This window comes from Yeguia hominis (genome assembly GCF_014384705.1).
GTDB classification, from domain to species: Bacteria; Bacillota; Clostridia; order Oscillospirales; family Acutalibacteraceae; genus Yeguia; species Yeguia hominis.
In genome coordinates this window covers 21533-43057 of the sequence record NZ_JACRSN010000015.1, presented here as the reverse complement: position 1 = coordinate 43057, position 21525 = coordinate 21533, and the positions used below count along the sequence as shown (strand labels likewise).

Sequence of the window (21525 nt, the reverse complement as noted above, 5' to 3'; positions counted from 1 at the left end):
CTTCGCAAATTTGCTTGTTGGGGAAGCATCCCCAATCCCCTTTGAACATCATCTGCCGATGATGGCTACACGATTTTCAATCGTTTCTCAAAGAACAGTAGAATAAAAATTTGCCCATGGTTGAAAGCACCGAAATCGAAAAGCAAAAAAGCAGCCACGATCCGCACCCTTTGGGGAGTGCAGACCGTGGCTTTTTGCTTTAACGGAAGTTCTTCTTTTCCTCTTTCTCTTTCTCTTTTTCCTGCTCTTTCTGCCTGTCGATATTCAAAATCGTTTCAACCGTCCGTTTGGCAATCAGCAGTTCTTCTTTCTCTTTTCTGATCTGACGGTACTCAGCGTAGTCCTGCTTTTTCTGGACTGCCAGCTGATGAAACTCCTCATACAATGATTGCATGGACGGGAGCTTTGTAATCTGCAATTCATCAAAGGCTTGCTTCGCCGCTTTATGAATTGTGATTTCCTGACGGTGTTCTTCAAAGAATTTTTTGCTATATCCAGACTTGCGGTACTCGATATAAATTTGCCTTGTGTTGCGATAATTTTTGATGTGCTGCTGCAACGCCTGAACCTCAACCATACGTTTCTCTGCGACCTTGATAGAATCAGAAAGCGCATCGAACCGGGCAGACAGATTTTCAATATGAGCAGTCAGATCGTCGTAGTTGCCCAAGCCTTTTTCTTTCAGTAGGATTACCGTTCGGGCAGCTTCTTTTCGGTTGAACTTCTTCGCCCACTTTTCATAACCGACCGTCTTGCCCTCGGCCATCTTTGCCTGAATATCAATCAGCATCTGGAACTGCTTCGGGGCAGGAGCCTTGGCAGAGCCGCCTTTTGATTTGTGCAGGTTCTTGCCGGAGATAACCGCTTGAATTTCCTCTTTGCTATATCCTTCGCCCAGGGAACGCAGCCGAATGAAACGCTTCTGATTCTCGCCCTTGAACGCAGGCTGCTTTCCATCCTTGAACTCAAATCCCATGTCAGCCAGAGCCTGAACAAAGCCATCAAAGCTCTTTGGTTTCTGCTTCAGCACCGCATCAATCGCATCACATAATTCGTCACGCTGGGTACGCTTCTTGGGATAAACAGTTCTTTTCTGGCGCTCCCGATACGGCTTCGGTGTAATAATGGACAGCCCGTGTTCCAGGCAAACCATATCACTGAGTCTTTGCACCGCCAGACCGGAAAGAAAGAAGTTTTTGAATTTCCGTGTGGCATCCAGCGAGGTCGAATTATAAATGATATGATTGTGAATGTGGGATTTGTCGATGTGGGTCGCAACGATGAAAGCGTGTTTTCCCTTTGTCCATCGCATCGCTGTTTCATAGCCGACTTGGTTCGCTTCTTCCGGGGTGATTTCTCCCGGCTTAAAGGACTGGCGTATCTGGTATGCGATGATATTGTTCTTCTGCTGTCTGCCGGTAATATGCTGATACTGCCGTTTGGAAAGCAGAAATTCCTCATCTGCTGTCTTTGGATCACACTCATAGGAACTGATAAATTCGCCATCATTGGTTTTTGCGGCATTTTGTGAGTAGTCGGTTCTGTCTGCCAAACATTGAGCGACCGTCTTTCCCTTATTCACATGGAGTGCAATCAATCTTGTCGCTGCCATTCCCATCACTTCCTTCCCAAAAAGAAAAAGCCACCGGTCGGTGACTTTTCTCTGATATTATCTTATGACCTGATAAATGCTCCCAGACTTTCTCCAATATTCTCGACTTTCATAACAGCCCAGACGAGCAAGAACACCGCTGCTATTGTCGCAATTCCAAGAACCACAAGAATAAGCAGGGACTGCCACAAAGCCTTTACAATGCAGTAAATCGCAGATCCGCCAATGACCAAGAGCAATAAACCAATTACATAGGACACAACATTTGTAAGCAGATTTCCAAGAATGCAAATCACTTTTACAACGAACAGCACCGGCAGTGCCAATATCTTCAATACCAGCTTCATAGGCTCAACCCCTTTCTTTTAATTATATTGTACAAGGGTATCTGCCATAACGCAATGATGTCAACCCTTATGTAAAAGCCGCAGCCGAAACTGCGACTTCCCAACAAGTTGTCGGATTACTGGATTGAGGACAGGCGAACAAGAACTTCTCTCATGTCCGTCCAGATCTCCTCCAGCCGTTTTTGCAAATCCTCAATGTCAGCACGATAGATGCTGCCTGTTTCGTTCGCTCGCTTTGCGTACTGGTTCAGGTTGTTGGAGCAGATTCGCAGGAGCGAAACCAGGGCTTTCACATCCTGCAAATCCAGTCTGATACAGTAACCATCCAGAGCCATTTTCCGCAGATAGGCTCCCATGCTGCGGATGCCAAGCTCGTCCATCTTCTCATGGATTCGCTCGACCTCCTCCTTGGATGCAAGGAAATGAACATCCTGATCTCGCTTTGCCATTACAACACCTCCTCACGGGTTTCAGAGTATTTTGCAGGCGGGATATGCTCCGCTTTGGATTTCAGATCAGCCAACACAGAAGGACGCTCTGACTCGCTTCTTTCGTCACGATTTTCCACAGAGTCCTCCATATTCAGGGCTGCATCCAGTTCTGCCAGTCGCTGACTTTTGGCTGTCAGCTCTGCTTCCTGCGGGAACGGTTTTCCAACCTCCGCCTTGGCTGCTTCCTGCTGATTGTAGAGATTATTCAACTGCTCATTGGCTCGTTCTAAGCGCTCAAGGATGCCTGCAAGGGCATTGTCCAGTCGGGTGATATTTCCTCGTGCGTCCGTTCCAAGGGCTACTCTGTGGCTCACAGCGCCCTTCAGGGTCACATCGAACTCGTTCCGGAAACTGTCAAACGAAAGCTCCATCTGAAAGCCACGGTAACTGCCAAGAGGAACCGGATCGGCACTTTTCGTGTCCTTACAAGCCGCAAGGAGGATTTCACCGGCATCTGCCTTTTCGGTGTAGGCTTTGCCCATGATTTCCATGCCGCAAAAGCCATCGGCAATCTGCGGGTGTGCTTCCACGGTTTTAATATCAGCTTCAAAGCCATGAATATAGCCTGTCTGCTTTTCAATCTCAGCCGGGAAGTATTTCAGAAGCTTATCTTCCATACGGTACTGCTGGCTCTGGTGGTCAGCTTTCAGCACCTTCAGCCTTGCCACATCAATGTCCAAGTCCATCTTTTCCTTGATAAGCGGATTGCCGGCACACAGCGCCTTGATCTCCGCATAGGACAGCGCCTGCTCATCCACATCGTCACAGGAGCGAACCGGTGATTTGGAGGTCATAATCTGAGAAATAAACTTCTGCTTGTTTTCCAAGGTCTGATACAGGTAGGCATCGAAGGTTCCCTCGGTCACATACTGATACACCTGAACCTCTTTGTTCCGGTTGCCCTGACGGATGATACGACCGTTTCTCTGGGTCATATCAGACGGACGCCAACCCACATCCAAGTGGTGAACTGCCACCAATTTGTCCTGGACGTTGGTTCCTGCACCCATCTTTTGCGTACTGCCAAGAAGCACTCGCACCTGCCCGGTACGAACCTTGGCAAAGAGGTCTTTTTTCTTTGCCTCGGTATCTGCATCATGGATAAAGGCAACTTCTTCCGCAGGCACACCGTTTGCAATCAGCTTGGTTTTGACATCATCATAGACATTGAAGGTTCCATCATTTTTCGGTGTGCTAAGGTCGCAGAACACCAACTGGGTCAATTTGTCAGCCTGACCGTCCTGCCAGATACGCAGGATATTTCCCACGCAGGCATTGAGCTTGCTGTCAGGGTCATCGGGTAACAGGGTGTTCATTAGCCGCTGATCCAGTCCCAATTTTCGTCCGTCGCTGGTAATCTTGAGCATATTATCGACGGACGGGTCTACAATACCGGCATGAACATCTGCTGCTCTCTCTGAAAGGGAAGCCACCATATCCTTCTGGTACTCAGAGGGCTGAACCACAACCGTTTCAAACTTTGCTTCGGGAACAGGGAGATGCAACTGGTCAGAGGTCTTGATGTCGGCAACCTCCTTGAACATATTCATCAGTTCAGGCAGGTTGAAGAACTTCGCAAATCGGGTTCTGGCACGATAGCCGGTTCCCTCCGGTGCAAGCTCAATCGCAGTTGTTGTTTCTCCGAAGGTCGATGCCCAGGAATCAAAATGGGTCAGGTTCTTTTGCTGGAGCGTACTGTACTGGAGATAGCGCATGACCGTATAAAGCTCGGTCATCGAGTTACTTACTGGAGTACCGGTTGCAAAGATCACACCACGCCCGCCGGTCAGCTCATCCATATAGCGGCACTTCATAAACATATCCGAAGATTTCTGGGCTTCGGAGGTGGACAGACCTGCCACATTTCGCATTTTTGTGTAGAGGAACAAATTCTTGAACGCATGGCTTTCGTCCACAAACAGCCGGTCTACACCCAACTGCTCAAAGGTAATGACATCATCTTTCTTGTCAGCGGCAAGGAGCTTGTCCAGTCTGGCTTCCAATGATTTTCGTGTTTTCTCCATCTGCTTGATCGTGAAGTTTTCGCCACGCTGCCATTTCAGCTCCGCAATCGCACCCTCGATCTCATCAATCTGCTCCCGCAGCTGCCGTTCCTGTCGTTCGGCAGAAAGCGGGATTTTTTCAAACTGGCTGTGACCGATGATGACTGCATCATAGTCACCCGTTGCGATACGAGCGCAGAACTTCTTACGGTTTGCTGTTTCAAAATCCTTCTTGGTGGCAACAAGGAGCTTGGCACTCGGATAGAGGTGCAGGAACTCGTTTGCCCACTGTAAGGTCAAGTGATTCGGCACAACGAACAGGGATTTCTGGCTCAATCCAAGCCGTTTACTCTCCATAGCCGATGCAGCCATCTCGAAGGTCTTGCCCGCACCAACTTCGTGTGCAAGCAGCGTATTTCCACCATATAGCACATGAGCGATAGCATTTCTCTGGTGTTCACGGAGGGTAATATCCGGGTTCATGCCGCCGAAACGGATATGAGAGCCATCATACTCACGAGGTCTGGTGGAGTTAAAAAGTTCGTTGTACTTGGTGGAAAGGGTTTCTCGTCTGTGCGGATCTCTCCAAATCCAATCTCGGAACGCATCCTTGATTGCCTGCTGTTTCTGCTGTGCCAGGGTAGTTTCTTTTTTATTGAGGACACGCTTCTGCTTACCATCTGCATCTTCAATCGTATCATAGATACGAATATCCTTCAGATTCAGCGTTTCCTCCAGAATCCGATATGCGTTGGCTCGCTCTGTACCGTAGGTGACATACGCCGCCACATCGTTGTAGTTGGGAGAACTCTTACCGTTGATGCGCCACTCTGCGGTCAGCTCGGAGAACTTGACCTCAATGGAACGGCGCAAGTAATACGGCGTTTCAAAGGTTTCCTCCATGAACTGCTGAATATAATCGGCATCAATCCATGTTGCACCCAAACGCACATCAATCTCGGACGCATCCAAGTCCTTCGGCTGTGCTTTCTGCAAGGCTTCCACATTGATGTGGAAGGAAGAATCCCTGTCTGCCGCCATCTGTGCGACACGCAGCTTGCTTCTTACATCACCGGAAAGGTAATCATCGGCAGTCTGCCATCCAACTTCCACAGCATCGGGAGCCATCGGGTCTTTGAAGATCACCCCTCGAAGCTCTGCCTGAATCGCATCGTATTCTCCAGGTGTTCCAAGCAGCTGTGCCATAAACGGCAAATCCACCTTGCCACGCTCACCGATAGAGATTGCCAGAGCTTCGGACGGCGTATCCACGCTCGTCACTCTGCGTTCCGGCTTGATGGTTCGCTTGGTGAACATATCCGCCTTGCTTTTCAGATTGCCGTCCTCATCCACATTTTCCAGAGAACACAGGAGATAGTAGGAGGAATCGTCAGCAAATGCCTGACCATTGGCTCGATTATTGATAAGCCCGTTCTTTGCGGCAAACGCATCGTAGGCATCATTCAGTTCTGCCTGTTTCTGAGTAATCATTTCATCCGGGTAATCCTCAAGCTGATATTCGATCAGCTCGTTGACGATACCACGAAGTTCCACCATGCCCATCACACGGTCTTTTGCTTTCTCATTCAGGTCTACACGGCGCATCAGGGAGTTTTCACGGAAGTACACATTGCCATCCACCACGGTATAAGAGAAATTCTTTACATCCGGGGTTGCAGGAATGGTTTCGATTTCCTTACCCTTGTCAGCTTCGGGAAGCTCCACAGCCTGATAGGTTCCTTGGATGTGGGAAACTGCTTCTTTCAGAAGTTCGGACAGTTCCATGCCCTCAATGGGACGCACTGTAATGTCCATGCCGTAGGCGGTACTTTCTTCCACCGTATCGCCCAGAACCATTTCAGGATGAGCGACAAAGTAGCTGTTCATGGTGTGTCCTTCTTCGGTGCGGTCAAGGTTTACCCATTCCGGTACAATGTCAATCGGATGGTCACGCTTTTGCAGGAACAGGATGTCGGACACGACTTCCGTGCCTGCGTTTTTCTTAAAGGCATCGTTTGGCAGACGGATTGCACCAAGCAGTTCCGCCCTCTGCGCCATATATCGCCTTGCGTCAGAGTTCTTGGAATCCATGGTGTAACGGCTTGTCACAAAAGCGACCACACCACCGGGACGAACCTGATCCAAAGCCTTGGCAAAGAAATAGTTGTGAATGGAGAATCCCAGCTTGTCATACGGCTTGTCGGACACTTTGTAGTTGCCGAAAGGGACATTACCCACAGCCAGATCGTAAAAGTCTCGGCGGTCTGTCGTTTCAAAACCGGCTACTTTGATTTCTGCGTTGGGATAGAGCTTCTGAGCAATTCTGCCGGTGATGGAATCCAGTTCCACACCATACAAACGGCTGCTCTGCATTTCAGGAGGGAGCATACCAAAGAAGTTGCCGATACCCATAGCAGGCTCCAGAATATTTCCTGTTTCAAAGCCCATCTGTCCGACCGCATCGTAGATGGAGCGAATGACCGTAGGGCTGGTGTAATGTGCGTTCAGGGTGGAAGCTCTTGCCGCAGCATATTCATCTTCGGAAAGCAGGTTTTTCAGTGTCTGATACTCCTTCGCCCAATTTCCCTTGTCCGGGTCAAAGGCATCTGCCAGACCGCCCCAACCGACATAATTCGACAAAATCTCCTGTTCTTCGGTAGTGGCGTTCCTGTTCTCGCTTTCCAGTTTGAACAGAGTTTCAATGGCTGCGATGTTTCTTGCGAATTTCTGCTTCGGTCCACCTTCACCGATGTTGTCATCCGTGATGTGGAAGTTCACCGCAGGAACAGGTGGGATTTCTCTGGTGGTGATGGACTGCTCAAGCTGAGCGATAATGTCCATGACTTCGGCATTCTGCCATCCGTCCACCTGGGCATAATCCTGAATGATGGTGTCCTTTCCATCTACGCACTGTACGAAGTCCAGACTACCCGGCAGATCTCTGGTATTCATTGCACCCAGGGCTTTTCTCTGCGTGTCAGGAAGTGCATAGTAGGCTCGCAGGGCATCATCAAAGGAACTGTATTCCTTGATGTCCAGCGCACCCCGCTTCTGAATGTCCTCGGCAACATAAAAATGATCGATGAAGTGTTCCGGTTCCTGCTGTTCGGGTTCCGCACTGGCTCTGACCTGTGCGTGTGCCTTTTCGTCAGGGTAGTCCCCATAGATACGGATGCACTTATGCTCCTGCTGATCGTAAACGGCAGCACCATCGTACTTGAATCCGTCATCCTCCATGGTTCCGTCCACATAGCCCTGGGCAGCTTTTTCCGCTTCTTCCAGAGTGTAGTAGTCCAGTTTATCATCGAAGCCGTTTTCAAAGTGATGGTAGGCGGCAACCAGATAGCGGGGAGCCATGCGCTCCTCGTAGCTGTTAATCATCTCAGGTGTCAGCCATTCTGGTTTGTCGGGAATCATTTCATACAGCTCACGCATCTTGGCAATCTGTGCATGGCGGTTGCCTGCCCACAGATGCTTTTCGCTGTGCTGTCCTGCACCAAGGAAGTATTCGCAGTCCATACGCAGACGGTCTAACAGCTGATACTCAGGGGTGTAGTCCCTCGGTTCGGTTTTGCCCAGAAAATCCTCTGTAACGGGCTTTTCTTCGGTTTGGGCATCAACCCTTACCGCATGGTTTCTTTCGTCCTGAGAGAGCATACGCTCGAAATTCTCACGATTCTCGGCACGGAAGATGGGATAAGCAAGCGTAGGGTCACGCAGCTGAACTTCTCTGTCCGTGATCTGCTCCACACGGAAAGCTGTATCGTCCAGATATACCGTGTCACCGACCTGATAATTCCATTTCGGTTCCTCGGAAGCAGATGCTTCCACAACTTCGGCAGGCTCTGCCACAGGCGCTTCTGGCTGAACCGACTCCATCGCAGCTACGGACTGACGAACTTCCTCCAAATAGTCATTGGCAAGCCATTCGTCCGTGAAGTATTCCGTAACGCCTTCCGGGTCTACATAGTAGTCATCGGTCTGATTATCCCAGATCGCATACTCGCCATCCTCGGTATCAATCACTGCGAAACGGTCATAAACATCTTCCAACGGATCAGTTTTAGCTTCTTCGATAGCCTGTCGTTCCGCTTCTTCCTCCGGGCTGAGGTAGCGTCCCTTTCGTATCAGACCGTCGATTCTCTGCACCACCTGCGCCCAGGACATCTGCAATTTATCGCAACCGCTCTTGGTGTAAGCAACACCCTTGGCATCGTGATCCTGACCGCTGTGCGTTGCACCAGAGCAGGCATGGGAATGACCACCGGTTCCGTATTCATGCTTCAGGAAGTCCATCTTTTCCTTGGCAGAATGATTCTCCTGCCAGTAGTTATAAATACGGGCTTTACCACCGGAAAAGCCGCTTCCACGGGTCAAGTCTGCATTGACTTCATCATCCGTAATGAACTGGCGGACAAGGGGCATCTGCATCATATCGGTCTGATACTCACGCAAAGGCATATTCAACTCATACAGCTGTTTCTGAATGAGATTCAGCTTGTGATAGTGAAAACGAAGCAGATCGGGATTTTCCGCAAGGGTTTTTCTAAATTCCGAATACTGCTGTACCAAGGTTGCGTGGAAACGAGGGTCATCCAACTTTTCAGCCAAGTCTGCGGTTTCGTCAGGGAAACCACGAAACGGTTCCTGATGAAGAATTGCCAGATAGTTGCTGGAACGGGCTTCTTCACTCAAATCGTGATAAAGATGCCACAGGGATTCTGCCAACTTCTGACGCTCATATCCGGATGCTTCTACCAGTTCCACATTAGTTGCGAACCGACCATTTTCAAGCAGTTCTCCAATGCGCTCGGCAACCGTTTCCCAAGAAACGATCTGCGCTCTGGGGCTGTCAATGGCAGAGGAACCTTTGGCAAGGTGGATACCGTCCTCGGCATACCACGCACAGATATTCCCGCTATCTTCTTTCAGACCATAGCCGCCGTGATAGACCTGCTTTAAGGTCTGAACGATTTCTTCCAACGGCTTCTGCTTCATATATTCCAGCGCTACGACTTTTCGGGCTTCATCGGTATTGCTACCAAGCAGAAGGAAGTGGTCGATTTCTTCCTGGGCAAAAGAAAAAGCAGAGGGCGTAAAGCTCTCTGCTCGGTCGATAAAACTGATTTGTTCATTTTCGGAGAGGAAAAGGTTCAGACTCAGCTGTTGATAAGCTCCGTCATCACGACTTCCTCCGCCTGTGCTTTCAGGCTGTTCATGTGCTGCACCCACGCCATCTGCTGCGTTTCCTTGTCCGGTGCGGGGCTGTCCTTCAGGTACTGCTCCATCAGAAACTCCACTCTGGCTTTCGCTGTTTCCTCGATCTCCCACAGGTGCGGGAACAGGCTCTCCGTCAGAATCATGTCGTTCAGGAGCATCGGATTGTTCTGTTCCAAAAATGCTCGACGCATCCTGCCGTACTTGCCCAGAGGTTTCTCTCCCTCGTTCTCCAACTGAAGGTTCGGAATCTGATAATCTCCGGCCTGTCTGTAAGTCATCTCGCTCATAATCTGTACTCCTTTCGGTAGCTTTAATCTGCTCATGTTCTCCAATCGCTTTTTCGATTTCCTGAAACATCCTTGTGCTGATGGCATTCACCGCAGTACCAAGGGCATTTACCGTCTGTCTGGTGTTAAAATCAAACACCTTCTGGAAATCCTCATGCTCGAAGTAGTTGTCGGGACTTTCCACGAACCGGCAATACATCGTATAGGATACGCTGTTTGCCACCGCATTTTTGAAAGCTACTTCGATGTTGAGTTCATCATACTCCTCAAGGAAGCTGTTGGCAACGATGTCGAGGAACTGCTTTTTGTAATCGTCCCAATACTCAGCCGCCAGTGCGGATGCAATATCTTCAAGCTGTGCTTCCAGTACCCCGTCAGCGGCAACACCGAAGGTACGCTCCATCGCTTCCATGACATAGGAGCGGTTTTCAGGCGTCACCTCCCACGGTTTCAGTTCCGGGGAAGAACGGCGAACGCCGGTATCCGCCACATCAAACACATAGCGCAGATACGGTTTATCCCTGTTCATCACAAACAGAGCAATGCCGGTAGAGCCACGCTTTACATATCTGCGGTAATTTTCAGCGTTCCAGTCCTCATAGGGCTTGCAAAAGGTCGCATTGGGGCGCTGAGCATAAATCATCACCTGTTCCGGATAGGTGAACTCATAGTTGCGGGACATCGTTCTCAAAAACGAAGTCCAGTTATCTGTGTTCGAGGTGATTTTCCCAATCGTTTCTTTTGCTAATCCGGAATAAAATCGCTCTTTTGCGTTCATTGTATCCCTCCAATCCTATCAATCCGGATAAAGGTTCAGCTTCTCAAAGGCGGCATCGTCCATGGCTGAAACTTTACGGAGAACCGAGTCTGCCAAAGCAAAAAGCTCTGACTCGTCCTCCGAAAGCTGTTCCTTCATCAGTGTCAGTGCTTCACACAGCCCTGACCTTGTGCCAGGGCTGTAAAGCATCATCATGTTCCGCTCATCCTGTGTGAAATCCATCATTCAATCTCCCTTTCCGGGTGGCTCTTGGGCGGCTTATGGGAAACATCCGGCACGGGCTTTTCCTTTAACTGCTCCAACACCGAAGGACGTTCCTCTAATCCGGACGCTTTTCCGTTATTGATGATACCGTCAATCATCCCATAATCATCTTCCATTGCCATCTCTGCGTTTTTCAGGTAGTTTTCGGACTTCATAAAGTTTTCCAGCTTCTGAAACCCAACAGAATCTACATAGTGAAAGGATACCTCACCGACTACCTTTAAGGCTACGATGTCGCTGACCGACATACTGTGACCACGGAAATCATCCGGGTGGTCAATATTGAACTTTACATACAAATCTTCCAGCTGCCGATTCACATCCTCGGACATAGAAATGGAGCCATGATAGACCACCTCGTAACGGTCAATCTCAGGCTCCATTTCTTTCTTCTGAAGGTAGCTGTAATTTGCAAACATGAGCGGGATATTATCGTCTACATCTTCCCGCAGCTGAAGAATCGCATAGGAATCCGTGGGGCTTTCCAGAAAAGCAACCATTCTGTCATCCGGGGTGGTATTTCCGTGAACATCATCCCATTTTTCGTTTTTCATATCCGTGTCCTCCTTATCGTTCAGGCTCTTTGCGTTTGGGAGAGGGACTGGCAGGCGCAGCTTTTTCTGCGGCCTGTGCCAGTTTTTCCATGACCGACTCACGCTTCGGAGAGTCGAGCTTATCCAGCTGACTTTTCAGCACTTTGGCAACCTCAACCGCAGTTTCCTCACGGGCTTCTTCAATGGCTGTATTCAGGAACTCACGATACGGAGCCGTATTACCAGCGGCAAGATCTGCCTTGATTTCTTGGATATGCGCCTGCACATCATCGACCTGATCCATATATTCATAGGGGTCGAAGTTCTCTGCAAAACGGTCGAGCTTAAAAGCAAGCTCAGCGATAGGGTCATTGACCACCACCGCCTGTCTGCCGACTTCAAAAGCCTGCTCCATGACATCCTCATAGAACATTGCCCGCAGTTCCCGGCGCTCCAGCCCGAAGGATTCCAGAATATCCCGGCGGACTTCGAGCATGGACAGTTCAGGGTTATCAACCTGACCGCCATCAATCTCGTTGTAGTTTTCATCCAACAGGGTGTAGTCGTAACCATCTTCGCAGGTCTGCACCGCAAGGATTCTATCCTTTCCGACCTTCCATGCGGCTTCATCGCCCATAATCTCAGGCTCCGGCATATAGCTTGCGCCGTTGCGCTCCATAATTTCTGCAAACTGGCAGATATGAAACACATTGTATCCGATCTGCGTATGATACTCGTCAATGAAGGTGCAGGGCTTCACAACCATTTCATCCGGGTAGTGAATCTGCACACAGCTGCCATCGGGGATATGAAACAAATCCTTATAATGGCTGTCGATAAATCGGATTTCCTTACCATCCGGGTTGTACTCATTTGTCATTTGCGCTTTCCTCCATTTTCAAATTCCATACTGAACTTCGTTTTGCCATCATCTGATACCTCCATAAAGACGGTGGCATCAAAGGTGTTGCCCGTTCTTTCGGACTTGCAATTCTTGAGCTTTACCTTGCCGGAACCAAGCAATTTCTGCGCCGTGGCAGAAGTCATGCTCTTGCCGATGCTCGCAAAGTAGCGATTGTTTTTCCAGAGGGCAAATTTGCAAGCTCTGTTGGAACAGAAAAATGCCTTGGCTTTGTCCTCTACAGCACTGCCGCAGAGCGGGCATTTGCCGATAGAATTGGCTTCTTTCGACATCATAACCTCGGAATCACGGATTACTTCATAGTTCTGAATCAGACCGGCAATCACATCTTTGATCTCGTCCATAAAGTCCTCGCTGGCATATTCGCCTTTCTCAATGAGCAACAATTTTTCTTCCCAATCCGCCGTCATGGATGGGGACTGAATCTGTTCCGGCATGACTGTTACCAGAGCCGTACCCTTGTGGGTCGGAATCAGGTGTTTGGTTTTCTTATCACCCTTACGCTCCAGAAAACCGATGCGAACCAGCTTCTCAATGATACCGGCACGGGTCGCAGGCGTTCCCAAACCTTTGCGCTCCACCTCATCAGGCATTTCGTCCGCACCGGCAGTTTCCATAGCAGAAAGCAGAGTATCCTCGGTAAAGTGTTTAGGGGGAGATGTTTTCCCTTCCTTGATTTCCGTGCCGCTGACGGTCATTTCGTCACCAACGGAAACAGAAGGGAGTGTCTGCACGTTTTCGTCGGATTTTGTCGAATCATTTTTCTGAACCAGAGCTTTCCATCCATCCTGCACAACAGTTTTGCCTTTGGTGGAAAACACGGTACCGCCACAGTCCAGCTCAATAACTGTCTCTGCGTATCGGTGCGGATCGCCAACAGCTACGCACAACCGATTCGAGATCAGTTGCAAAATTGCAAGTTCACCCTTGGGAAGTTCGCTCAGATTGCATTTCTGCAATTCTCTGGTCGGAATGATGGCATGGTGATCTGTGACCTTTTTGTTATTCACAACCTGCTCTGCATGAACTGGTATGTTATCCACATCCTCCACGGGGAATGTGTGGAAAGCCAGCTTTACGAGGTCGGTCAGGCTATGTGCCATATCTTCCGTCAGAAACCTGCTGTCGGTACGGGGATAAGTGACCAGTTTCTTTTCATAGAGGTTCTGCGTGTAGTCCAAGGTCTGCTGTGCCGTGTAGCCAAGCACACGGTTGGCTTCTCTCTGTAAACTGGTCAGGTCATAGAGCGCAGGCGGCTTTTCTGTTTTCTCCTTACATTCAGCTTTCTGAACGATTGCCACCGAACAGCTTTGTTTGACAGCTTCGGCTGCTGCCTTGGTTTTGAAGCGTTCGCTTGCAGCCGTAAAACCATCCAATCCAATCTGAACTGTGTAGAACAGTTCAGGCTTGAATGCGGAAATGGCAGCTTCTCGCATAACAGCCATAGCAAGGGTAGGGGTCATAACACGACCAACATTCAGGGTCTGCCCGTAAAGGGTCGAAAAAAGTCGAGTAGCGTTAATACCAACAATCCAGTCGGCTCGTTCTCGACACAGTGCTGCTTCATACAAAGCATCATATTCCGTTCCAGACCTGAGATTTTCAAAGCCCTCCTTGATTGCTACATCTTCCATCGAGGAAATCCAAAGCCGCTCAAACGGCTTTCTGCACCCGGCTTTGTGGTACACCAACCGAAAGATCAGCTCGCCCTCACGACCGGCATCTGTTGCACACACAAGACTCGCAACATCTTCTCTGGCCATGAGCTTTTTCAGAATCCCAAACTGTTTTTTCGTACCGGCAGAAACCTCATACTGCCAGTCCATCGGGAAGATAGGAAGGTCTGCATAAGCCCATTTGCTGTACTTCGCATCATAGACTTCCGGCTGTGCCAGCTCCACCAAATGCCCTACACACCAGCTGACCACATATCCGTTTCCCTCTAAGTAGCCATCCTCACGCTTGGCAGCACCTAACACTTTGGCAATACTCTGTGCAACCGAAGGCTTTTCAGCCAAAACTAATTTCATTTGCATCTGCTCCTTTCACAAAAAAATAAGCAGCCACACACCGTAGTGCATGACTGCTATGTAAAAAGTTCGGAAAGGATTTTTGCAACCTGATACAATTTTCTGTTCTACAATCTCCGTCATAATAAAAATATCTCCATCATTTCAAAAGAGAATGACGGAGATATTTCACCTTGCTTATTCTTGTAGCAACCAATCGGCTATATCGTGAATTTCGATTCCTTCATAGCTATATTGGGGATGTTTGGTTCTGGCAATAATCATTTTCGGATAAGCGTCTCGAATCTGAAGCAGAGGAGAGCATTCTCTCTCAAATGTTTCCTGCCCGGAAATGTTGTCGCTGACCTGAATATAAATCTTTTCGCTACCTCTCTGAGCAACAAAGTCGATTTCCTTTTGATAGAGCTTGCCGACATAGACATCATATCCACGGCGAAGAAGCTCGATACAAACAACGTTTTCATATACTCTGCCATAGTCTATATTTCTGCTTCCCAGTATTGCATATCGAATACCGCTGTCACACAAATAGAACTTTTCAGAGCTTTCAAGGTATTTCTTACCTCGGATGTCATATCTCTTAATATCATAAAATACAAAAGCATTGCACAAATACTTAATGTACTTGCCGACGGTTACATGATTGGTTGGAGTCTCATTTGCTGTCAGTAGCTGACTGACCTTATTCGGAGAAGTCAGGTTGCTGATATTATCCATAAGGAACTCGCTCAGACGTTGTAAAACCAAAGTGTCCGGGAGAGTATATTTCTGTACCAAATCCCTTGTAACAATCGTTTCGTAGACCTCTTTGATATAGTTTGTTCTGTCTTTTTCGGTTCTATAAGCATAGGAACCTGCTAAACCGCCCTTGATAGCGTACTCATCAAAGAGCTTATCTTTGTCACTAATATCATCATAATACTGGCAATATTCCTGGAAGCTGAAAGGAAACACATGAATTTCAATATAGCGTCCGGTAAACAGAGTTGCCAGATCTGCACTCAACAGGAAAGCATTAGAGCCTGTTACATAGATGTCGTATTTTCCCTTAGAGTACAGGCTATTGATTGCCAACTCAAACTTGGGACACATCTGAACCTCGTCTACAAACAGGTAGTTCGTTTTTCCTTCCTGATAATGTTCTTCCACATAGGCGTGTAAGGCATGGTATTCCTTGATTTCTTCATACGCCAAATCCATGAAGTCGATGAAGATAATATTGATGTTTTCAAAATTGCTTTTCAGATACGCAATATACGCCTGCATCAATTTGGACTTACCAGATCGACGAATGCCCGTGATGATCTTGATGTCAGGAGTACCATTCAGTTCAATGATTCTATCGAGATATTTTGCTCTCGTGATTGTTTTCATATAGTCACCCGCTTTCAAAAATTGAAGTTTTTTCATTTCTCGAAACCGCTTCGCTGTACTTATTATACTGTCTGCTAATAGTATATGCAAGATGTCACTTTCAAAAACGCAAATTTTTTTATTTTTTGAAAGCGGAAACTATGTAAAGGCAACCCGAAGGCTGCCCCAGGCATCAAGCCTATCCTGTTTACACAGGTTCATTATCATCTTCATCGACGGAGCTATCTTCATCGTCGTCCTCAAACTCCGGATCGTACCCATAGTCCTCGTCATCGTCCACATAATCAGCATCTGGGTCAGGCTTTGCCGCTTCCTGTGCCTTCTTCTTTTCCTGGACTTTCTTAAATACGAAGAATCCACCACCACAGGCAAGCACAATCAGAGTAAGAATCGCCGGGAGCATATTTGTGGATTTCGGCTTTTCCTCCGGTGTCGGTTCTGTAATTTCAGGAACTGTTTCAACTACTTCCGGCTTTGTTTCCTCAACCGGCTTGGTGAACTCTGCAACTTCTTCCTCGTCCATCAGCTTGAGCAGGTCGGCTTCATCCACCTGATTCAGAAAATGCACGGTTTCCTCGCCCTTATCATCACGGTCAATGATGATATAGAAGTAGTTTCCGTTTTTGGTTACAGCGGTAATGAACTGCTTTCCGCTTTTCGTAGGCGAGCCAGCGTCATCAACCAAAGTCAGATTGCCGTCGGGAGTAAGCGGTAGCATCGGCTCCTCCGGCTCTGTTTCGGGAACTTTTTCTTCGACCGCAGGTTCTTCAGTCGCTACGCTTTCATCTACATAGGCAAATGCCGTTGTAGAAAACACGCCAAAACACATTGCACACGCCAGCAATGCGGCTCCAATTTTCTTAAATCTCATTCTGCGTTTCCTCCTCATTCATAGTATTGATCGTATCAGGCTTCGGAGCCATATCCGCAGCAAACATACGGAGCAGCTCGGAAAGCTGTTCGGGATTCAGGTTCGCAGCATGAACCATCTCATGGATTTCGGAATTTTCCTCCTCACGGTATCTGCGTTCCAGGTCTTTCACCTTAGCATCCCATTCTGCCCGTTTCTTACGGGCTTTTTCAAGGTCTGCACCTATTCTGTCTAACTTGGCACTCAATCGCCATCCCTCCTTTAGTTTCTGATTCTGCCGAAGCAGTAAAAATGCTGTTGCCAGTAATTCGATTCGATAGAAGCGTAGGAAATGGGGTTTCCGCAGTGGATCATCATACCATTGCCAACATAGATACCAACGTGTGATGCACCGGAGGTATCATAAGTGCCTTGGAAGAAAATCAAATCTCCCGGTTTGGCAGAGCTTTTCGGGATAATGTCGCATACGCCCATCAAACCGTTTGCGGTCAAACGACCAACACTCCAACCGTTTCCGCAGTGATTGATTACATAGGAAACAAATCCGGAGCAGTCAAAGGAGGTAGACGGGCTGCTGCCGCCCCACACATACGGGTATCCCAGATATTTTTCAGCTTCCCGAATCATATTGGCAAATCTTGTGTCTGTCAGCGCTTCGCCCGGAATATCATAATCGGTGTACTCGCCGCCAGGGGTGGCGTAAATGTCATTTCCGAAAATATCCGGTCTGTTGCCCCTTGTCTGAAGCAAAATTCTATATCGCTCCATATCATCTTCCGACAAGCCGGAATTTGAAATCACACTGTTCAAGCCCTTATTTCTGAGCTTCACATTCAGAATATAATATTCGTAATCTTCTTCCTCTGTTGTTGTCTCTCCCGTTTCGGGATCAGTAGAAGATGTTGTTCGTGTACGAATCTCTACTACTTCCGTCAGGGTCAGCTCATATTGTTGCTCAAATAGCCATTGCAGGGTAGCCTGCACCTCATCTCTGGTGTAATCCTCAAACTTCACCGTCAAATACGCCGCCAGCTCATAAGGATTGTGGTTGATTTCATCAAGGTCATACCGGTACTCGTCATATCCGCTATGAGTACGCTCGATATTATTGATTTTATTGCGGAGCGCAGCTTCCAAAGCCTTGTAATCATTGTCCGCACCAATAATATCTTCCTCTTTTGCAGTAAAAGAAGTTCCCAGAATGATCTGTGTGCCGCCTTGGAACATAGCCGAACAAGACGAGAACATCCCTGAGAGTATCATAAAAAGCAGTCCGGCAATCAAAACAAACAGAATCGTTTTAGAGTGTGTGGTGCAGAACTCCGTTACTCTTTCTGTGATGTTCTTGGCTCCCTGAGCTGCTTTGCCCGTTGCCTTGCCTGCACCCTTAGATGCAGAAGCCGTTGTCGAAGCGGTATTCTTACCGGCTTTGGCGGCAGCATATTCTTTCTTGATTGCCCTTTTCTGTTGCCAACGGGAAAAGGGATTGGAACCGGCATCGGGGTTGTCCTTTTTGAACTTCTCATACAGGGCATTTACATTTGCTTTATCTGACTTCTCAACCAGCTTTTCCGCCTTGTCGTAGGCTTTCAGCTTGTGACTGTAAACGGCATGATCGACGGTATAGACAGTGGATTCAACAGCCTTGGTCGTTTCCTGCACAGCCTGAACGCCGATATTATCATCCTCATATTCTGACACCGCCCGATGTGCTTTGGATGTGAGCGTGACTGCGGCACCACGGCTTGCCATGTGCTTTGCCACAGATGGGCGCTCGATTTCCGTAAACTCCGCTTTTTCAAAACGGAGCTTTGCTTTACGGGAACCGGCTGCATCTGTTTCCAGCTTTAGCTTCGGCTTTGCCTTTTTAGAAGCCAATTTGTCTGCCGCTTTTTCAGCCCTATCAACCGCCTTATCTGCACGGTCGGCAGCTTTCTTCACATGAGAATCTGCAAGGTCATCTTCGGTAAAACGGAGTCGTGTAGGTCTTTTCGCCATACATTACGCCTCCTTTTCCTGTGCCACCTCGTTTAACTTCGTGGTCATAATGCGATACAGTTCCAGATCTGTCGGGAATCGGTCAATGAACGGCAGAATCACATTGCCATAGAACAGAAGTCCTTCGCCCTCACCGGAGTTGGTTACATAGGACAGCTGATGCGGCGAAATGTTCAACCGCTGTGCCAGAATACTTCGGTCATCGCTTGCCTGATTCAGCATATAGATGAAATCAGAGTTTTCGAGGATGTTGGCAATCTCCGGGGAACGAAGCAGGTCTTTGACATTCTGAGTAATACCGGTCGGCAAGCCGCCCCATTTACGGAATCGCTTCCAGATTTCTACGGAATAGGTTGCCGTCTGTTCTTCCTTCAGAAGCAGATGGAACTCGTCAATATAATATCTGGTCGATTTACCGGCAGAACGGTTGGCAGTTACACGCCCCCAGACCTGATCCTGAACGATCAGCATACCGATTTTTTTCAGCTGATTGCCCAGCTCCTTAATGTCGAAGCACACCAGACGATTCTGAATATCCACATTGGTTCTGTTGTTAAACAGTTTCAGAGAACCCTTAACATAGATTTCCAAGGCGGTCGCTACATGGTGGGCTTCCTTTTCGTCCTGTTTCAGAAGGGCATCATACAAATCCTCAAGGATCGGCATATTCTCAGGGGCAGGATTGTCGAAATATCTCTGGTAAATCTGATGCACACAACGGTCGATAACCGTCTTTTCGATAGGCTGCAAGCCATCCTTACTGCCCATAATCAACTCACAGAGGGACAGGATAAAATCAGCTTTCAGTGCTACCGGGTTGTCATCCTCAGAGTAGTTCAGGTTGATGTCCATAGGGTTGATATAGTTGGTACTGGAGGAGCTGATTTTTACCACCTGACCATTGAACTTGTGAACCAGAGCCGCATATTCCGCTTCGGGGTCGCAGATGATAATATCGTCATCCGTAACCAGGAACGCATTGGTGATTTCACGCTTTGCGGAAAAGGATTTACCGGAACCGGGAGTACCCAGAATCAGTCCGTTGGGGTTCTTGAGCTTCTTTCTGTCCACCATGATAAGGTTGTTCGACAGAGCATTCAGCCCGTAATAGAGCGTTTCTCCACCATTCTGGAACAGCTCCTGCGTGGTGAAAGGCACAAAAATAGCCGTGGAACTGGTAGTCAGGCCACGACGAATCTCAATCAGGTTTTGTGCCAAAGGCAGGCTGCTCATCAGTCCGGATTCCTGCTGAAAATCCAAACGACGCAGATTGCAGTTATGCTTCTGGGCGATGCTCTGTGCCTGGAACACATTGTTCTCCAGTTCCTGCTCGGTGCGCCCGGTGTTCAGCACCAGAAATGTCACCATGAACATTCGCTCATTCTGGCTCTGCAATTCTTTCAGAAGTGACTTCGCATCTTTACCATAGGTAGCAAGGTCAGATGGGATAATGTCCATGTCATAGCCAGAACGCACAGCCTTTTTCTGTTCCTCGATTTTGGAACGGTCAAGCTCGGTGATGATTCTCTTGATGGTCTTAATCGCCGCAGTCTGGTCAACCGACTGGATGTGCATGGTCACGATCTGCGTGGATTCCATATCCAGAAAATCCGCCAGCATACGATCAGACAGGTCTGATGCCGTAATTGCCAGATAAGACATCGAACCGAAGATACTGCCCATCTGGAAGGTGCGGTTGGTCTTAAAGGCAAACGCCGTCGGAGCAATGAAGTCCTTTACGGACAGCCCGGATTCCACAAGATACTTCCAATCGAAGAAGAACTTATCATTATCACCCATGTGGAACATAGAGTGCATCAGATGCAGCCGCTCTTTGCCGTTCATGGTAGTGGCAATGACACCCAAACGCCGAAAGTTATTGAGCAGATCGTTTTCGATATGGTTGAGTCTCGGCTTTGCCTGCCGCATGGATTCGGCTTCAATGCCGAATGTCAGGTACTTGGTTTTGGTCAAGCCGTTGTTGCCCTGCGCCAACTGCTTTTTCAGCATCTGGCTATACTCGGCACGGACGGGATTGAAGCTGTCCTTCTTGAACGGGATACGGATACTCTTTTCAAAGCTTTCAGCATCGGTACTCAGGTTCATAAAGGAAAGCTCAAAGTGAATGGAGCTGTCAAAGAAATTCAGGAAACTGCACCACTCATCGAAGATGGCAGTCTTATCTTCCTGCTGTGCCAGCTGATAGTTGATGTCCTGAAACTGAATGGTCTTGGTGTAATAACTGTCAGTGACACGGCAGATGCCATCCGGGAACATTCTCTGAAAGGGAATGGACTGCTGTGCAGTCTGCGGAATACCGTTGTCCTTCTTTGCCCGTTCCACAACAGCTTTAATTTCTCGCTGCTGCTTCCGATTCAGATTTGCAGGCATTTTGATGTTTCTTGCCTGTGGCTTCTTTTTGAAAAACAATTCGTTCAACCTCCTTTTCCAGTTTGTACTGACGCATCAAAGCGTCATAATAGTTGTCCGTCTGATAAGGGCGAACCTTGGGACGAACGAATTTGGTCTGAATGAAGTGTTCTACAACCACTTCCAACGGCTGACTATCCTTTTCATACATTGCCAGAAAGAACAACGGTAACATGACGATCATCATGGACAGTGCTGCAAGGCTCACATTTCCGGTTGCTTTGACCAGAAAGAAAATCGGCACTCCGATGAGCGCCGCCGCACCAAAGCAAAGTAACTGCCGTTTCGTCAGATTGAAGAACACTTTTGTTTTTACCCTCGTCAGGTCACGAGGTACGGGAATATACGCTGCCAAACAATTTCCT

At 48.3% G+C, this 21525-nt stretch carries 14 protein-coding genes; all 14 read right to left on the bottom strand.

The genetic code is table 11. From position 1 onward, the window contains the following. Positions 1-199 precede the first annotated feature (199 nt). The 14 genes from IAG03_RS10020 to IAG03_RS09945 all read right to left on the bottom strand — a co-directional run bounded on the left by IAG03_RS10020 (position 200) and on the right by IAG03_RS09945 (position 21515). Positions 200-1612 carry a relaxase/mobilization nuclease domain-containing protein gene (locus tag IAG03_RS10020; RefSeq protein ID WP_002578945.1) on the bottom strand — a complete coding sequence of 471 codons (1413 nt, stop codon included), beginning with the start codon at positions 1610-1612 and terminating at the stop codon, positions 200-202. Positions 1613-1674: 62 nt separating this feature from the next. Next, positions 1675-1959, bottom strand: a complete 285-nt coding sequence (locus IAG03_RS10015; RefSeq protein ID WP_002578946.1) for a hypothetical protein — start codon at positions 1957-1959, stop codon at positions 1675-1677. A 116-nt stretch (positions 1960-2075) separates the two neighbouring features. After that, the gene (locus tag IAG03_RS10010) at positions 2076-2408 is read right to left on the bottom strand and encodes a plasmid mobilization protein (protein WP_002578947.1); all 333 of its coding nucleotides are present in this window, start codon (positions 2406-2408) and stop codon (positions 2076-2078) included. Then, positions 2408-10738 (bottom strand): LPD11 domain-containing protein, encoded by an 8331-nt coding sequence (locus IAG03_RS10005; protein WP_002304391.1) that lies wholly within the window; start codon positions 10736-10738, stop codon positions 2408-2410. The genes IAG03_RS10010 and IAG03_RS10005 overlap by 1 nt, the downstream gene beginning before the upstream one ends. Positions 10739-10756: 18 nt before the next feature. Next, the gene (locus IAG03_RS09990) at positions 10757-10960 is read right to left on the bottom strand and encodes a transposon-transfer assisting family protein (RefSeq protein ID WP_015564218.1); all 204 of its coding nucleotides are present in this window, start codon (positions 10958-10960) and stop codon (positions 10757-10759) included. Beyond that, complete coding sequence (locus tag IAG03_RS09985) at positions 10960-11556, bottom strand: YodL domain-containing protein (RefSeq protein ID WP_002304389.1); 597 nt, start codon at positions 11554-11556, stop codon at positions 10960-10962. The genes IAG03_RS09990 and IAG03_RS09985 overlap by 1 nt, the downstream gene beginning before the upstream one ends. Before the next feature lie 13 nt (positions 11557-11569). Beyond that, positions 11570-12415 carry an LPD16 domain-containing protein gene (locus IAG03_RS09980; RefSeq protein WP_002304387.1) on the bottom strand — a complete coding sequence of 282 codons (846 nt, stop codon included), beginning with the start codon at positions 12413-12415 and terminating at the stop codon, positions 11570-11572. Continuing rightward, complete coding sequence (locus IAG03_RS09975) at positions 12412-14487, bottom strand: DNA topoisomerase 3 (RefSeq protein ID WP_002578949.1); 2076 nt, start codon at positions 14485-14487, stop codon at positions 12412-12414. Before IAG03_RS09975 ends, IAG03_RS09980 begins: the two co-directional genes overlap by 4 nt. A gap of 177 nt (positions 14488-14664) precedes the next feature. Next, positions 14665-15897, bottom strand: coding sequence for an ATP-binding protein (locus IAG03_RS09970; RefSeq protein ID WP_002304383.1), 1233 nt, complete (start codon positions 15895-15897; stop codon positions 14665-14667). 151 nt (positions 15898-16048) lie between these two features. Then, positions 16049-16732, bottom strand: coding sequence for a DUF4366 domain-containing protein (locus tag IAG03_RS09965; protein WP_002578950.1), 684 nt, complete (start codon positions 16730-16732; stop codon positions 16049-16051). Next, positions 16722-16979, bottom strand: a complete 258-nt coding sequence (locus IAG03_RS09960) for a DUF4315 family protein (RefSeq protein ID WP_002304378.1) — start codon at positions 16977-16979, stop codon at positions 16722-16724. The genes IAG03_RS09965 and IAG03_RS09960 overlap by 11 nt, the downstream gene beginning before the upstream one ends. Before the next feature lie 14 nt (positions 16980-16993). Continuing rightward, on the bottom strand, positions 16994-18730 hold the full coding sequence (locus IAG03_RS09955; RefSeq protein WP_002304377.1) for a C40 family peptidase: 1737 nt from the start codon (positions 18728-18730) through the stop codon (positions 16994-16996). A gap of 3 nt (positions 18731-18733) precedes the next feature. Further along, entirely contained in the window at positions 18734-21121 is a 2388-nt protein-coding gene (locus IAG03_RS09950) for a VirB4-like conjugal transfer ATPase, CD1110 family (RefSeq protein ID WP_002588967.1), read from the bottom strand. After that, positions 21081-21515, bottom strand: coding sequence for a PrgI family protein (locus IAG03_RS09945; protein WP_002304375.1), 435 nt, complete (start codon positions 21513-21515; stop codon positions 21081-21083). The genes IAG03_RS09950 and IAG03_RS09945 overlap by 41 nt, the downstream gene beginning before the upstream one ends. Positions 21516-21525: the final 10 nt, after the last annotated feature.